We start from the raw sequence: 14,556 nt of genomic DNA, 5'->3' as shown, positions 1-14,556 counted from the left end.
TCGGCCCCACACCGCCCCTCCTGCTAGCAGACTACCTGACCGTTGTCGAGATATGGCGCCGGCAGTCCTTTGCGTATACTGCACCCCATGTTCGCCCACACTGCTTTGCGCCAGCGCTGCGCCAAATGGCTCTTCGCAACCGGACTCTTCCTGATGCTCGGTGCCTGTGTTGAAAAACCCAGCACTCTCGAGCGTGTGAAGGAGGATGGCGTGCTGCGCGTGGTGACCCGCAACAGCCCGGCCACCTACTTCCAGGATCGCAACGGCGAAACCGGTTTCGAGTACGAGCTTGTCAAGCGTTTCGCCGACGATCTCGGCGTCAAGCTGGAGATCGAGACGGCGGACAACCTGGACGACCTGTTCGACCAACTCGGCAAGCCGCGCGGCCCGGTGCTGGCCGCCGCGGGCCTGGTGAGCAGCGAACAGCGCCGCACCCAGGCCAGGTTCTCCCACCCCTATCTGCAGGTCACCCCTCAGGTCATCTACCGCAATGGCCGTTCACGGCCCACCGAACCGAAGGACCTGATCGGTCAGAAAATCGTGGTGCTCAAGGGCAGCAGCCATGCCGAACAGCTGGCCGAGCTGAAAAAGCAGTACCCCACACTGCAATACGAAGAGTCCGACGCGGTGGAAGTGGTCGACCTGCTGCGCATGGTGGACGAAGGCCAGATCGATCTCACCCTGGTGGACTCCAACGAACTGGCGATGAACCAGGTGTATTTCTCCAACGTGCGGGTGGCCTTCGACCTGGGCGATGCGCGCGACCAGCGCTGGGCGGTGGCGGCTGGCGAAGACAACAGCCTGCTCAACCAGATCAACGACTTCCTCGACAAGGCCCAGGCCAACGGCACGCTGCAACGCCTGAAGGACCGCTATTACGGCCACGTGGACGTGCTGGGCTACGTTGGCGCCTATACCTTCGCCCAGCACCTGCAGCAGCGCCTGCCCAAGTATGAAAAACACTTCAAGAGCTATGCCAAGACCGAACAGGTCGACTGGCGCCTGCTGGCCGCCATCGGTTACCAGGAGTCGATGTGGCAACCCGAAGTCACCTCCAAGACCGGCGTGCGCGGCCTGATGATGCTGACCCAGCGCACCGCCCAGGCCATGGGCGTGTCCAACCGGCTCGATCCGCGCCAGAGCATCATGGGCGGGGCCAAGTATTTCACACTAATCAAGGAACAGCTCGACGACAGCATCCTCGAGCCGGATCGCACCTGGTTCGCCCTGGCCGCCTACAACGTGGGAACCGGCCACCTCGAAGACGCTCGCACCCTGGCCAAGCGCGAAGGCCTGAACCCGAACAAGTGGCTAGACGTGAAAAAGATGCTGCCACGCCTGTCGCAGAAGCAGTGGTACAGCAAGACCAAGTACGGCTACGCGCGCGGCGGCGAGCCGGTGCACTTCGTGGCCAACATCCGTCGCTACTACGACATTCTCACCTGGGTGACCCAGCCGCAGCTCGAAGGTCAGGTGGCCGAGGGCAGCCTGCACGTGCCGGGGGTCAACAAGGACAAGCCTGCGGACCAGTCGCCGCCGCTGTAGAGCGCCCGGTTCGTCCGCACATCACCAGCGCAACTGGCGCTCGCCGTGGGCCGCTTCCGGCCCCAGCCATTGGGCGCCGCGCAGCAGGGGCGTCAGTGCGGCCTGGGGCTGGACGGCGAACGCCAGGCGTGCGTGTCGCGCCATCAGGCTGGCATCGAGGTCCAGACGGTGCTCACCCTCCAGATCCAGTGCGCCTTGCAGCTGCCAGTCGGGCGCGCAGCGCATCTGCAGCCAGCCCTGCCCCAGGTCCAGCGACCACGGCGCGACCAGTGCCAGCGCTTGGGTCTGCAAGCGGCCCTGTGCATCGACGCACCGCCGCCAGCGCCCGGTCAAGTCGAGCTGACCCTGCCACTGGCCCGCCAGGCGATAGCCAGGCGTGACGGTAGCGGCAGAAGCCAGGGCTTCGATGCGTCCGCGCCAGTGCCAGGGCCAGCCCGAGACCTCGGCGTGCCAGTCTTGCCCCTGGTAACCCAGCCACAGCTGCGCCCGTAGTTGCCCTGGCTGAAACCGCCAGCGTAACGGGCCGACATCGCCCAAGCGGGCGGCCTGCCCTCTCCAGAGAGTGCCCTGCACCGCGCTGGCCGGCACACCCGCCCAGGCCACGGGCCAGTGTGCAGGCAATTCCACCAGCAGGCTGGCCGCGCAGACCAGACACGGCCAGAGCAGTACTCGCTCCCTCATGGCCGCAGCCACAGGTCGAAGCGCAGGCGCCGGCCCTCCTGCTCCAGCCCCCACTGCAGTGGCACTGCGCCTTCGACCTGGAGGGCCTGCAACCACAGCAGCAGAGGCTGCGGATCCACGACGTGGCCGCGCACCTGCCACTGGCCGTCTTGCGGCGTCACCTGCGAGAGGGCGATTCCCCGCGCCTGGGCCGACTGGCGCAGCGCCTCAAGGCCCAGGGGCGAGCTGGACTGCAGGCGCACGGCAGACTCGGCCAGCCCCTGCCACTGGCGCATCTGGGTCCAGTGGGCCATCAGCTCGCGACCCACCAGTACGCTGAGCAGCACACCGATCAGCAGCCAGGCCGCCGCCAGTCGCTGACGTCTATTCAAGGAGCCGATCATGCGCCTGCCCCCAGATCGAAGACCACGTCCGAACCCTGCAGCTGCCAGCTTGCCCCCACTGCACCGGCCATCTCCTGCCACGGCGGCGCCGCGCCCTCTCCTTCCAGTTGCAACTGCCAGCGCTGCCCGTCGTAATGCACGGCGCGAACGCGCCACTGTGGATGCGCTTGGAGCCAGTGCTGCGTCTGCGCTTGCAGGGCCTCGAGGCGGCGCAGGCGCAGCGCCATCTCGTCGGAGGCCGCCTGCAAGGCCCTGAGTGCTCGGGACGCTTGTACAGGTGACGACTGCGCGCCAATGACCGCCTCGACCTGCTGGCGGTAGACCTGGGCCTGCCGCCACTGCTGGGCTGACCAGGTCGCACCCCAGACCGCTGCGAGCACTGCGCAGGCGGCCACAGCACGACGTTGGGCAAGGGTCAGCGCGATGCGCACCGACGGTCGCCGCCGCGCCCGCAGGCCAGGCAGTGCATCCAGGTCCGCCCAGTGTGACGGCCAGGACGTGTCGATCGGCGCGAATGCCTGAGGTTCCCACGGGCAACCGTCCAGCGCCTGCGGCCAAGCCAGCCACTGCTCACGGCCGTCATCGGCGATTCGCGCATACAGCGCCTGATCGCCTCGCTGCCAGCGCCATCCCTGCCCGGCCTGGGGTGGGGCGGGCAACTGAAATTCCGCCCAGCAGCGCTCGACTTCCAGCCCCCAGGCCTGGCACTGCGTCAGCCAGTCGTCCAGGCGCTGGCGGTCCACGACGAGCAGACGCAGTTCACCGGCTGGACGGCCGATACAGGCGCAGTCCAGTGCCTCGGGCCCCTGCAACAGCCGATCCTCGAGCAGCAGCGGCCACTCTTCACGCTTGAGCCTCGGTGGCGCCGGCAGCTGGAAATGGCTGCACAGCTCGCCCGGCACCACTAGCGCCACCCGCGCGCCCGGCACCTGCGGCGCCTGCCCCAGGCCCTGGTCACAGGCTTCATCGCGGGCCTGCAAGCGCCACGTCCAGCCGCTGGTGCCGGGACGCAGCAGCAACCAGGGGCGGGATGCCCCGCGCCGGCGCCATTCACGCATCATGAGCGCCCCCAGGGCAGGACGAAGGTGCAGACATAAGGGACTCCATCTCGTTGCAGGTGCAGACGCACACCCCGGCCGGGGTGCGTCGGTTGATCGGCGGGCCAGCTCAGCCAACTGCCGGCGTGGAAGTACTGGATGTCCAGTGCGCTGACCCGATCGAGGCGTTCGCGCAGCACCCACCGGGGACGCTCGGCGGCATACAGATCCGCCGAGGTTTCCAGCAGCAGCCGCTGGCCGTCGGATTCCAGCCGCAGCCGTTGTCGCTGCAGGCGAGAACCGCCTTCGGCCTGCGGCCAGGCGGCGGCAGCCACCCACGACAGCTGCCTGGTGGTCGCCTGCCAGTCGAGCCAGCGTATCGCCAGCGGCAAGCGCTGCTCGTACAGCTGGCGCAGCACGGGGCTGTCGAAGCGTCGCTCCAGTGCCAGGCAGAACTCCAGCACCTGGGTGTCTTCACCTTGCCCCGCGAGGCGTTCGCGGACCGTGAGCCAGCCCTGCACCAGCGCCGCCAACAGCAGCCCCAGCACCACGGTCAGGGCCAGGGCCACGAGCAGCTCGACCAGCGTCAGCCCTGCCTGAGTTCGCTTCATGGCCGCTCCAGGAACAGGGTGTACTGTCCCAGCGGCAAACGCTGCTCGCGGTCGGCGAACAGCTGCAACTGGCCGCGACGCAGGTCACGCACGCCGGTACGGCGCAGCTGCAGGGTCCAGTGGCACAGCTGACCGCCCTGCTGCAGCTGCCCGCTGCCGGTATCGCTCGATGGCCAGTAGCGCTCCACGGTGAAACGTGCCTGCAATTCGCGGGCGCACAGTGCGCCGAGCCGATGCTGGTGCACGCTGTCCTGTACCGCCAGGCGCTGGCGCAGCACCTGGCTGGTCATCACCGCCAGCAGCGCGGCTATGGCCAGGGCCACGCAGACCTCGAGCAAGGTGAAACCGCGCTGGCGTGGGTTCATGGCGCGTTCGTCACCGTCAGGCGACCCTCGTGCGCCCAACGCCAGCGCTGCTCGCCCTCAGGCCACTGCCAGCGCACGCTGCCGGGGTGCGCCCAGCCCTCGGGGGTGAACAGCAACGGCGGTTGGCCACCCACCGGCCAGTCAGGGCGCAATTGCGCCGGCCAGTCGCCGATCTTCACCGAATCGGGCACCCAGCCGCTGCCGTCATGCCGGACGAACTCCGGACGCTGTCCATCCCAGCGCAGCCCGCGCAATTGACCGGCCTGGCGGGCCACTGCCGATTGCTCGCGCACGGCCGCCGCCAGGCGCTGCAAGGCCTGCTCCGGTGCCGAGCGCCCGCCGTCGAGCCAAGCCACGCCCATACCGGTCATCAGCCCGGCGATGGCCAGCACCACCAGCAGTTCGAGCAGGCTGAAGCCGCGCTGCCCTGGCACCTCAAAGCGCCCAGTTGCCCAGATCGGCATCCAGCCCCTCGCCACCGACCGCCCCGTCGGCGCCCAGCGAATAGATATCGACCTGGCCCTGTTCGCCCGGCACGCGATACTGATACGGCGTGCCCCAGGGATCTTGCGGCAGCCGGCGGATATAACCGTCGCTGCGCCAGGCACGCGGCACGGGCTCCTGCGTCGGCTTCTTGACCAACGCCGCCAGGCCCTGCTCGGTGGTGGGGAAACGCAGGTTGTCGAGCCGGTACATGTCCAGCGCCTGCTCCAGGGTGGCCAGGTCGGCCATCACTTTCTGGCGCATGGCCTTGTCCTGGTTGCCCAGCACGCTGGGGGCGACCACCGCGATGAGCAGGCCGATGATGAAGATCACCACCATGATTTCCATGAGGGTGAAGCCGCGCTGGCGGGTACTGCGAGGGGGCATGGGACGTCTCCAGTTCACAGGTGCAGACCCTGGTTGAGCTGCATGATCGGCAACAGCACCGCCAGCACGATGAACAGCACCACGCCGCCCATCACCAGGATCATCAAGGGTTCGAACAACGCCATGGCCGTGTCGACCTGGCGCGCGAAGCCGCGCTCCTGGTCGTCGGCCACGCGCTCGAGCATCTCGGCCAAGGTGCCGCTGGCCTCGCCACTGCCGACCATGTTCACCAGCAGCGGCGGGAACTGGGCGCAGGCGTCCAGCGCCCGATGCAGGCTGGTGCCGCCCTGCACGTGCTGGCGTACCTGCTCGAGGGCCAGGCGGATCCTCTGGTTGGCGACCGTCTCGCTGGCCACCTGCAGTGCCTCCAGCAAGGCCACGCCGCTGCCGCAGAGAATCGCCAGACTGCGCGCCAGGCGGGCGCTTTCGAGCACCTGCAACAGCGTTCCGACACGCGGCAGACGCAACAGCGCGTCATCCAGGCGCAAGCGCCAGTGCGGCTTGCGCAGCAGCCAGCCCGCCAACGGCAGCAGCGCCAGCGCGGCGCCGAGCAGCCAGGGGCCGGCACTGGCCAGACCCTGGCTGAGGGCGATCAACAGCGCGGTGATCGTTGGCAGCGCTTGCCCGGAGTGGGCGAACTGCTCGGTGAGCTTGGGCACCACGAAGGTCATCAAGCCCACCACCACCGCCAGCGACACGCCCATCAGCACGCAGGGGTAGATCAAGGCGGTGCGCGCTTTGTGCTGCTGGCGCTGGACCTGTTCCAGGTGATCGGCCAGGCGCGCAAGGACCTGGGCCAGGCGCCCGGAGCGCTCGCCGGCCTCGACCAGGGCGCAGTACAGCCCATTGAAGGGCGCGCCCTGGCGAGCCAGGCTACGGGCCAGACCCAGCCCTTCGGCCAGGGCGCCGCGCAGCGCCACCAGCACGGCCTGCAAGGCGGGCGCGCGCAGTTGCCGTTCGAGGGTGGCCAGCGCGTCGACCAGGGCGATGCCCGCTCCTGTGAGCGTGGCCAGCTGGCGGGTCAGTTCGCACAATTGCGCGCGTGTCAGGCGCTGGCGCCGGGGCTGCCGCGCCGCGCCATGCTGGCGCTGCAACGCACGGGCGAACAAGCCCTGCTCGCGCAGCAACTGGCGGGCATGGCGCTCGCTGTCGGCCTGGATGCTGGCCCTGTGCGCCTTGCCGGCCATGTCCACGGCCTGGTAGCGATAGGTCGGCATGCTCAGCCCTGCACCACGCGCAGCACTTCGGCCAGGCTGGTCTGGCCACGGGCCAGGCACTCGCTGGCCATGCTCGCCAGGCTCTGGCGGCGACTGGCCAGGTGCGTCTGCATCGCCGCCTCGCTGGCGCCGTCATAGAGCAGGCCGATCAGGCCGGCGTCCAGTTCGACGAACTCGTACACGCCCAGGCGCCCGACATAGCCGGTGCCCTGGCACTGCTCGCACCCCACGGGGTGATGGGTGGCGGACAGCATGGCCAGCTCCGGCCACAGGCGCCGCTCGGCGGGCTGCAACGGCTGGGGCCGGGCACAGCCGCACAGGCGCCGCACCAGGCGCTGAGCCAGCACGCCGCGCAGGCTGGAGGCGATGAGAAAAGGTTCGATGCCCATGTCGCGCAGTCGCGTCACCGCACCGACCGCGCTGTTGGTGTGCAGGGTCGAGAGCACTAGGTGGCCGGTGAGGCTGGCCTGCACGGCGATCTGCGCGGTTTCCCGATCGCGGATCTCGCCCAGCATGATCACGTCCGGGTCCTGGCGCAGGATGGCGCGCAAACCGCTGGCGAAGGTCAGTCCGGCCCGGGGGTTGATGGCGGTCTGGCCGATGCCGGCGATGGCGTATTCCACCGGATCCTCGACGGTGAGGATGTTGCGGCTGCCGTCGTTGAGGCTGTTGAGGCTGGCGTATAGCGTGGTGGTCTTGCCCGAGCCGGTCGGCCCGGTGGACAGCACGATGCCATTGGGCCGGGCCAGGCAGCCGCGCAAGCCGCGCAGCACGTTCTCCGGCATGCCCAGGTGATCCAGGTCGAGCAGGCTGGCCTGTTTGTCGAGCACGCGCATCACCACGCGCTCGCCGTGGATGCCCGGCAACGTCGAGACCCGCACGTCCACCTCGCGGCCAGCGGCGCGCAGGCTGATGCGCCCGTCCTGGGGCTGGCGCTTCTCGGCGATGTCCAGGCGCGCCATCACCTTGATCCTCGACACCAGCATCGCCGACAGCGCCCTGGGCGGACGCAGCACTTCGCGCAGATGGCCGTCCACGCGCAGGCGCACCACCAGACTCTGCTCGAAGGTCTCGATGTGGATGTCCGAGGCATGCAGGCGCAGGGCCTGGCCGAACAGGGCGTTGATCAGGCGAATCACCGGCGCCTCGTCGTCGCTTTCCAGCAGGTCTTCGACGCGCGGCATCTCGCTCATCAGGCTCTGCAGGTCGACCTGGTCGCCGATGCCTTCGATCAGCGCCGCCGTGGCCGAATCGCCAGCCTGGTACAGCTGGCCGAGGCGCTCGTCGAAGGCCGCACGGTCCAGCCGCTGGACCTGGGTCGGCCGACCGTGCACGCGCAGCAGTTCCTGCACCTGGTCGCTGTCGGCATCCTCGCGCAACCACAGTTGCCAGCCTGGCTCGTGCGGCGCCATCGCCACGCCGCTGTGGCGCGCCAGGCGGTAGGACAGCATCACCAGTCGCCACCTTCCAGGCGCGCACGGCTGGCCGGGAAGGCCTGCAACAGCGCGCTGCCCTCGGCCAGTTCGGGCACCTGCAATGTGGTGTCGCGTTGCAGACTGCGGTACTTGTCCTGGCTCAGGCCGGCGAGGCTCGAGCCGTCGCGCAGGATGCGCGGGCGGATGAACACCATCAGGTTCTGCTTGACGTTACGCCGGCTGTCGGAACGAAACAGCCGGCCCAGGCCTGGGATATCGCCGAGCAGCGGCACGCGCTGGTCGCTGGCATTGGACTGGTCGCTGATCAGCCCGCCGAGGATCACCAGGCCATTGTCGTCGACCATGACCTTGGTGCGGATCTCGCGCTTGTTGGTGATGACATCGCTGGCTGCGGTGGTCTCGGCGATGGAAGACACCTCCTGGACGATGTCCAGGCGTACGCTGTTGTCGCTGTTGACCTGGGGCTTGATGCGCAGCTTGACCCCCACCTCCTTGCGTTCGATGGTCTGGTAGGGGTTGGCGTTGTTCTGGGTCACCGAGCCGGTGACGAAGGGCACTTCCTGCCCGACCAGAATCGACGCCTCGGCGTTGTCCAGGGTCAGCAGGGTCGGTGTGGACAGCAGGTTGAAACCGCTCTTGCCCTTGAGCGCGTTGACCAGCATGGCGAAGTTGAAGCCACCGCCGAAGTGACCGATGCCCGCCGTGGCGCCGGTGGTGGCCGCGAGCAGCTTGCCCAGCCCGACGTTGTCGCCGCTGGCCGCAGCCCCGGCGATGCTGGCGATGTTCACCCCATTGCCGCCGAAATTGACGATACCCGCGCCGAACTTCTGGTCGGCGAACAGCCATTGCACACCCAGTTCCTGGGCGCTGGAGTCGGACACTTCGGCGATGATCGCCTCCACCACCACCTGGGCGCGACGGATGTCCAACTGCTCGACGATGTTGCGATAGGCCGCCAGCTCGCTGTCGGGCCCGACCATCACCACCGCGTTGGCGCCTTCCTCATACTCCAGGCGCACGCCCGAATCGCTGGCGGCCCGGGCCACCGCCGGCTTGCCCTCGCCGGCCGGCGCGTCGGGCACCGCACCGTCCTGGCCAAGGCCGCGCAGGACCTTGACCACCTCGGCGGCATTGGCGTGACGCAGGTACATCACCTGGGTGTTGCTGCTGCGCAAGGGGTCGCTGGGTCGGTCCAACTGGCCAAGCAAGGCGCGCACGCGCTCGCGGCTGTCGGCACTGCCGCGCACCAACAGCGCATTGCTGCGAGGGTCTGCCACCACCTGGGCATTGTCGACGCCCTGCTCGCGGGCCAGCAGGCGGGCGAGCAACGGCGCGGTGTCGGCGGCGCTGGCATGCTGCAGCGGCATGACCTGCAAGGGTTCGTCGCTGACCTGGTCGAGCTGGCGCAACAAGGTATCGATGCGTTCCAGGTTGCTGCGCCAGTCGGTCACCACCAGCAGGTTGGCCGCGGGATAAGGCGTGATCACGCCGACCCGCGGATCGATCAGCGGCTTGAGAATGCCGAGCATCTGCTCGCTGGCCGCGTTGCGCACATTGAACACCCGCGTCGCCACCCCGTCACTGCCCTTGCCCGGCTTGCCGGCACGCTCGACCGGCACCGGCTCCAGGCGCGCGGCCTGGTCGGGGACGATCTTCACGCTGCCGTTGGGCAGGTCGACGGCTGCGAAGCCCTGGGCGCGCAGTTGGGCGAGGAAGATGTCGTAGATTGCCTCCGGGTCATGCCGGTCGACCGTGCGCACAGTGACCTTGCCGGTGACCCGCGGATCGACGATGAAGGTGGTGCCGGTGATGCGCGAGACGCTGTCGATGAACTCGCCCATGTCGGTATCGACGAAATTCACCTCGTACTGGGGCACACCGTTGTCGTCCACTTCGGGCTCTTCGGCCCACACCGGTGTGCAGACCAGGCCCAGGCTCAGCAGGCTGGCCGCGCAGTTTCGGAACATCATCGCTCACCCTTGGCGCTTGAAGCCGGTCACGGCAGGCCGTGGCGGCCAGGGCAGGCGCTCGCGCCGCCCCTGGTTGTCGAAAATCAGGCCATCGGCGTCGATGTCCTGCAACACGATCCCCGGCGCCAGGCGCTGGCCGCGACCCAGGGTGCGCACCTGCTGGCCGAAGCGCAGCACCACCACGCTGGCCGACCAAGGCTCGGCCTTGAGCCCACCCAGGTATTGCACCGGCAGACGGGTCAGCGGCATGCCCGCCTGCTCCGGCACGGCTCGCCAATGCCCCGCCAGCAGACCAGGCAACTCGGCCGGCGGCGGGCGCTCGGCACTCAGGGGTTGGGGCGAGCGACCCAGTTGCAGGATGCACTGCGCCGCCAGCCAGCCGGCCAGGGTCAGCAAGCCCAGGCTGAGGGCTCGCGAAGCCAGGTTCATGCACGCTCCTGGCGCGGGTGCCAGCCCGGGTGACCCTGGACATAGCGCACCTCCGGCCACTGCAGCGACGCCAGCTGCCAATCGGCCGGTTGCCGCGCCAGCCAGGCCTCGACCTTCTGCCACAGCGGTTCGCCCGCCTGGGCATCGAAATGCACCCCGAAGGTCCGACACAGCCCCTGCACCGCCGGCAATCCGGCGATACGCTTGCCAGACGGGCTGTAGCTGACCTGCCAGGCCAGGCCCTGCCAGCGCGGCAGGTCCTGACTGTTGTCCAGCAGCAATGGATCACCGAACAACTGCTCGGCCGCGTTCTCCAGCACCTGCTCGACCTGACGCGCCGGTGCCTCGACTACGGGCGCCGGATACCCGCCGGTCAGGTTGATCAGATGCTCGCGGGTGATCGCCTGACCGGCGCGCAGTGGGCAGTCGTAGCGCAAGCCCGGCAGCAGCACGGGGATGCTCGAGCCATCGGCCAGTGCCTGATGCAGCAGCCGATCCCAATTGCCACCTCGGGTATCGCGTCGCCACAGGGCCTGGGGCGCCCGTGCCAAGGGCTGGTCGAGCCAGGCAGCATGCCCGGCGCGTTGCTGATCGAGGGTCGTGCGCAACTGGCCGGCGCGGGCCTGGGCCGCGGCATTGAGCTGACTGTCGAAGGCCGGGACGAAGCGCGCTTCGAAACGCCATTGACCGCCTTGCCGGCTACAGTGCAGGCGATACACGCCGCTGCCCCGACAGCCGGCGAACAGCACCGGCACCTGCCGCCCACCGGGTTGGGTCACCGGCACCGGCGCCGGCCACAGGTCCTGGCCGCGTGCGCAGAGCAAGACGTCGATATCGGCGATCCGCTCGGCCAGCCACAGGCCGGGGCCGGTCCCGACATCGGCCAGGGCGACCACCAGGTCGGCTTCGCGGCGCGCCTGCTCGAAGCTTGGCAGCAGCGACTGATACCACTGTTTCAAGGACGCCTTCTGGTCCTGGGCATAGGGGTCGGTGATACCGACCACGGCGATCCGTACGCCGCCGCGCTGGAACACGTGCATCGGCTCGAGGGCCAAACGCTCGCGCTGCTCGGCGCTCAGCCCGGCCCCCAGGGTGACGGCCGAGGATTGCCGGTACAGGCCGGCGCAGCGCTGCGGCCACAGCACCCGCTCATCGCTGCTTACCCGCACCTCGCTGGCCAGCAGCCGGGAGCCCTGTACGCCACTGTCGCCCTGGGTGAGGTAGGCCAGCCCACTGCCGTTCCAGCCCTGGCCGTTTTCCAGGGTCAGGCAGCGCTCGCTACCGGCCTCGCCGCGCAACTGTTCGAGCAAGGCCGCCAGCACCGCGTAGCCGCCAAGAGAAGTCTGCGAGGCCTGTTCGGCATCGAGCAGCGGCGCCAAGGGTGGATGACCTGCAGCGGCGGCTCGGCCGGTCATCCAGGGCGCGCGCCCCAGGTGACTGACCGGCCCCAGCCGGGTCGCAGGCACCACCGGCAAACCCGGCTGCCGGGCATCGAGGGTGTCGGCCACATACAGCAGCTCCAGCGAAGCGTCTTCGCTGCGCTGGCCTGGCATCGCCGCGCAGGCGCCGAGCAACGGCGCCAAGGCACCGACACCCATCCAGCTCATCACCTCGCGCCTGCCCATCCGGCTCGTCATCGACACCTTATCCTTGCCCGCTGCTGACTTAGGGTCCCGGATATTGGGGTGCAGGCATGACAGTTTGATGGCAGAAATTCGACAACGCCGACGGAATAGTTCTGACAAACTTTGTTACTAATAACCGCTAGTTTTGTACCACCCTTAACATTTCTGCCAATGAATCATCACACTCGCTCCCTACAGTCGCGGTTCTCTTGCACAGCCATTACAAGGAACCCCTGATGAGTCGAGAAAGCGGCGATAACCTGGACCGGAACGCGAGCGGCAACCTGCCCATGGCCAGCGTGATGGACGCCTACCTCAGCCGCCGCACCGTGATGCGTGGCAGCCTCGGAGCGGCCATCGCGATGATCGCCGGCGCAGGCCTGACCGCCTGTTTCGACAGTGGCGGTGGCAGCTCCCATTCCGACGAGCCTGCCCCCCAACCGCCAGTGACCGAGCCACCGGCCAAGCTCAAGCTCGGTTTCCAATCCATCGCCGGCTCACGTACCGACGCCTGCGTCGTCGCCGCCGGCTACAGCGCCTACGTTCTCGCGCCGTGGGGCACGCCGCTCAACGGTACCGCCAACCCGTGGAAAGCCGATGGCAGCAACACCTCGACCGACCAGGCCAATGCCATGGGCATGAACCACGACGGCATGCACTTCTTCCCCATCAACGGCAGCTCCGAGGACGGCCTGCTGGCGATCAACTTCGAATACATCGAGCCCGATGCCTTGCACCCCAATGGCCCTACCGTGGACGCCTCCGGCAAGCGGCCGGTGGAGGAAGTGCGCAAGGAGATCAACGCCCATGGCGCTGGGGTGGTCCGCCTGAGCAAGGTCAACGGCCGCTGGCAGGTGGTGCAGAACGACCCGCTCAACCGCCGCTTCACCACCGCCTCGGTGATGGACATCGCCGGCCCGCTGCGCGGCAGCGATCACGTCAAGACCCGCTTCTCGCCGGCCGGCACCCAGGCTCGCGGCACCAACAACAACTGTGGCAATGGCTACACCCCGTGGGGCACTTACCTGACCTGCGAGGAGAACTGGCCGGGCATCTTCGTCAACAAGGGCGTGCGTCCGGCCGACCAGGTACGGATCGGTGTCAGCGCCACCCGTGGCCAGTATCGCTGGGAAACCGCGGCCGGCGACGCCAGCGAAGTCCAGGACGAGTTCGCACGCTTCGACGTCACCCCAACCGGCGCCAGCGCCAGCGACGACTACCGTAACGAAGCCAGCACCTACGGCTACATCGTCGAGATCGACCCCTACAACAGCGCCTCTCGCGCCGTGAAACGCACCGCGCTGGGCCGCTTCCGCCACGAGGGCTGCTGCCCTGGCCTGCCGGTGGCGGGCAAGCCGTTGGTCTGGTACACCGGCGACGACTCCAACAACGAGTACCTGTACAAGTTCGTCTCCGACGCCGTATGGGACCCCGCCGACGCGACGCCGGCCGACCGCCTGGCCACCGGCGCCAAGTACCTGGACAAGGGCAAGCTCTACGTCGCTCGGTTCAATGCCGACGGCTCCGGCCTGTGGCTGTTGCTCGACGTGGCCACGCCGACCACCTCCGGCAGCACCCTGGGCGCGCAGTTCGGCGACCTGCCGGGCATCATCCTCAACACCCGTGGCGCAGGCGATGCGGTGGGGGCCACGCCCATGGACCGCCCGGAATGGACCGCCGTGAACCCGCTCAACGGCGACGCCTACCTGACCCTGACCAACAACAGCGCGCGGACTGCGGACAAGGTCGACGCGGCCAACCCACGCGGCCCTAACCGCCACGGGCACATCATTCGTTGGCATGACAGCGATGACCAGCAGCGCTTCACCTGGGACATTTTCGTGTTCGGTGCCAATGCTGGTGGAGCACCGGAGATCAACCGCTCGGGCCTGACGGAGCTGAACCAGTTCGCCAGTCCTGACGGCATGAGTTTCGATAGCCGGGGGGTGTTGTGGTTCGAGACCGACAACGGCGAGAGCAGTGTCACTAGCTACACCAATGACCAGTTGCTGGCGGTGATTCCCACCGATCTGGTCGATGCCACCGGCAAGCAGGTGCCGATCAATGCGCAGAATCAGGTGGATTTGCGGCGGTTCTTCGTTGGGCCGAATGGGTGTGAGGTGACGGGGATTGCCTTTACACCGGATAACAAGACGTTGTTCGTCAATATTCAGCATCCGGGGAATTGGCCTTCCACCGATAAGGCCACCGATGTGACGGCGGCGGGGACCAAGGTGCGGCCCAGGGCTTCGACGGTGGTGATTCAGAGGGATGATGGGGGGGTTATTGGGACGGCTTGAGATTTTTTGGTTTTTAGACGGTGTGAATATCCGTTGGCTTTGTTGACGCTGATTCACCTTTTCGCTCTTACAGCGACCTACTTTTTC

At 68.0% G+C, this 14,556-nt stretch carries 14 protein-coding genes; 2 read left to right on the top strand and 12 right to left on the bottom strand.

Going from position 1 to position 14,556, the window contains the following annotated elements:
• The first annotated feature begins 87 nt into the window (after positions 1-87).
• A complete protein-coding gene (gene mltF, locus IAE34_RS15345; protein WP_200139809.1) occupies positions 88-1,545 on the top strand; it encodes a membrane-bound lytic murein transglycosylase MltF in 1,458 nt (485 codons plus the stop codon).
• Positions 1,546-1,566: 21 nt separating this feature from the next.
• Here the strand turns inward: mltF and IAE34_RS15340 are convergent, their stop codons facing one another.
• Genes IAE34_RS15340 through IAE34_RS15285 form a run of 12 tightly spaced genes read right to left on the bottom strand, consistent with a single transcriptional unit; the run spans position 1,567 to position 12,181 of the window.
• Positions 1,567-2,226 (bottom strand): general secretion pathway protein GspN, encoded by a 660-nt coding sequence (locus IAE34_RS15340; protein WP_200139808.1) that lies wholly within the window; start codon positions 2,224-2,226, stop codon positions 1,567-1,569.
• Complete coding sequence (gspM, locus tag IAE34_RS15335) at positions 2,223-2,597, bottom strand: type II secretion system protein GspM (RefSeq protein ID WP_233631172.1); 375 nt, start codon at positions 2,595-2,597, stop codon at positions 2,223-2,225. Before gspM ends, IAE34_RS15340 begins: the two co-directional genes overlap by 4 nt.
• Positions 2,598-2,605: 8 nt before the next feature.
• Complete coding sequence (locus IAE34_RS15330) at positions 2,606-3,670, bottom strand: GspL/Epsl periplasmic domain-containing protein (RefSeq protein WP_200139806.1); 1,065 nt, start codon at positions 3,668-3,670, stop codon at positions 2,606-2,608.
• Positions 3,667-4,257, bottom strand: coding sequence for a prepilin-type N-terminal cleavage/methylation domain-containing protein (locus IAE34_RS15325; RefSeq protein WP_200139805.1), 591 nt, complete (start codon positions 4,255-4,257; stop codon positions 3,667-3,669). The genes IAE34_RS15330 and IAE34_RS15325 overlap by 4 nt, the downstream gene beginning before the upstream one ends.
• On the bottom strand, positions 4,254-4,622 hold the full coding sequence (locus tag IAE34_RS15320; protein ID WP_200139804.1) for a type II secretion system protein: 369 nt from the start codon (positions 4,620-4,622) through the stop codon (positions 4,254-4,256). The genes IAE34_RS15325 and IAE34_RS15320 overlap by 4 nt, the downstream gene beginning before the upstream one ends.
• Positions 4,619-5,086 carry a type II secretion system minor pseudopilin GspH gene (gene gspH, locus IAE34_RS15315; protein ID WP_233631171.1) on the bottom strand — a complete coding sequence of 156 codons (468 nt, stop codon included), beginning with the start codon at positions 5,084-5,086 and terminating at the stop codon, positions 4,619-4,621. The genes IAE34_RS15320 and gspH overlap by 4 nt, the downstream gene beginning before the upstream one ends.
• Positions 5,058-5,492, bottom strand: coding sequence for a type II secretion system major pseudopilin GspG (gspG, locus tag IAE34_RS15310; RefSeq protein ID WP_200139803.1), 435 nt, complete (start codon positions 5,490-5,492; stop codon positions 5,058-5,060). Before gspG ends, gspH begins: the two co-directional genes overlap by 29 nt.
• A gap of 14 nt (positions 5,493-5,506) precedes the next feature.
• Positions 5,507-6,709: a type II secretion system inner membrane protein GspF gene (gspF, locus tag IAE34_RS15305; protein ID WP_200139802.1), complete on the bottom strand. Its 1,203-nt coding sequence runs from the start codon at positions 6,707-6,709 to the stop codon at positions 5,507-5,509.
• Positions 6,710-6,711: 2 nt separating this feature from the next.
• The gene (locus tag IAE34_RS15300) at positions 6,712-8,160 is read right to left on the bottom strand and encodes a GspE/PulE family protein (RefSeq protein ID WP_200139926.1); all 1,449 of its coding nucleotides are present in this window, start codon (positions 8,158-8,160) and stop codon (positions 6,712-6,714) included.
• A complete protein-coding gene (gene gspD, locus IAE34_RS15295) occupies positions 8,160-10,115 on the bottom strand; it encodes a type II secretion system secretin GspD (protein ID WP_200139801.1) in 1,956 nt (651 codons plus the stop codon). Before gspD ends, IAE34_RS15300 begins: the two co-directional genes overlap by 1 nt.
• Positions 10,116-10,118: 3 nt before the next feature.
• Complete coding sequence (locus IAE34_RS15290; protein WP_200139800.1) at positions 10,119-10,544, bottom strand: pilus assembly protein PilZ; 426 nt, start codon at positions 10,542-10,544, stop codon at positions 10,119-10,121.
• Positions 10,541-12,181 carry a lipoprotein UxpA gene (locus IAE34_RS15285; protein ID WP_200139799.1) on the bottom strand — a complete coding sequence of 547 codons (1,641 nt, stop codon included), beginning with the start codon at positions 12,179-12,181 and terminating at the stop codon, positions 10,541-10,543. Before IAE34_RS15285 ends, IAE34_RS15290 begins: the two co-directional genes overlap by 4 nt.
• 224 nt (positions 12,182-12,405) lie before the next feature.
• On the opposite strand from IAE34_RS15285, the gene IAE34_RS15280 reads away from it, so the two are divergent.
• Complete coding sequence (locus IAE34_RS15280) at positions 12,406-14,469, top strand: PhoX family protein (protein ID WP_200139798.1); 2,064 nt, start codon at positions 12,406-12,408, stop codon at positions 14,467-14,469.
• Positions 14,470-14,556: the final 87 nt, after the last annotated feature.

The sequence above is a fragment of the Pseudomonas sp. S30 genome (genome assembly GCF_016518545.1).
In the GTDB taxonomy this organism is placed as follows: domain Bacteria; phylum Pseudomonadota; class Gammaproteobacteria; order Pseudomonadales; family Pseudomonadaceae; genus Aquipseudomonas.
This window is presented reverse-complemented; position numbering and strand designations above follow the sequence as displayed.

Excerpts from the sequence above, each read along its gene's own strand:
- IAE34_RS15330 (WP_200139806.1), bottom strand. The coding sequence starts at position 3,670 with ATGATGCGTGAATGGCGCCGGCGCGGGGCATCCCGCCCCTGGTTGCTG.
- mltF (WP_200139809.1), top strand. The coding sequence starts at position 88 with ATGTTCGCCCACACTGCTTTGCGCCAGCGCTGCGCCAAATGGCTCTTC.
- IAE34_RS15285 (WP_200139799.1), bottom strand. The coding sequence starts at position 12,181 with ATGACGAGCCGGATGGGCAGGCGCGAGGTGATGAGCTGGATGGGTGTC.
- IAE34_RS15320 (WP_200139804.1), bottom strand. The coding sequence starts at position 4,622 with ATGAACCCACGCCAGCGCGGTTTCACCTTGCTCGAGGTCTGCGTGGCC.
- gspD (WP_200139801.1), bottom strand. The coding sequence starts at position 10,115 with ATGATGTTCCGAAACTGCGCGGCCAGCCTGCTGAGCCTGGGCCTGGTC.
- IAE34_RS15325 (WP_200139805.1), bottom strand. The coding sequence starts at position 4,257 with ATGAAGCGAACTCAGGCAGGGCTGACGCTGGTCGAGCTGCTCGTGGCC.
- gspG (WP_200139803.1), bottom strand. The coding sequence starts at position 5,492 with ATGCCCCCTCGCAGTACCCGCCAGCGCGGCTTCACCCTCATGGAAATC.
- IAE34_RS15300 (WP_200139926.1), bottom strand. The coding sequence starts at position 8,160 with ATGCTGTCCTACCGCCTGGCGCGCCACAGCGGCGTGGCGATGGCGCCG.
- IAE34_RS15340 (WP_200139808.1), bottom strand. The coding sequence starts at position 2,226 with ATGAGGGAGCGAGTACTGCTCTGGCCGTGTCTGGTCTGCGCGGCCAGC.
- gspF (WP_200139802.1), bottom strand. The coding sequence starts at position 6,709 with ATGCCGACCTATCGCTACCAGGCCGTGGACATGGCCGGCAAGGCGCAC.
- IAE34_RS15290 (WP_200139800.1), bottom strand. The coding sequence starts at position 10,544 with ATGAACCTGGCTTCGCGAGCCCTCAGCCTGGGCTTGCTGACCCTGGCC.
- gspH (WP_233631171.1), bottom strand. The coding sequence starts at position 5,086 with ATGCCGATCTGGGCAACTGGGCGCTTTGAGGTGCCAGGGCAGCGCGGC.
- IAE34_RS15280 (WP_200139798.1), top strand. The coding sequence starts at position 12,406 with ATGAGTCGAGAAAGCGGCGATAACCTGGACCGGAACGCGAGCGGCAAC.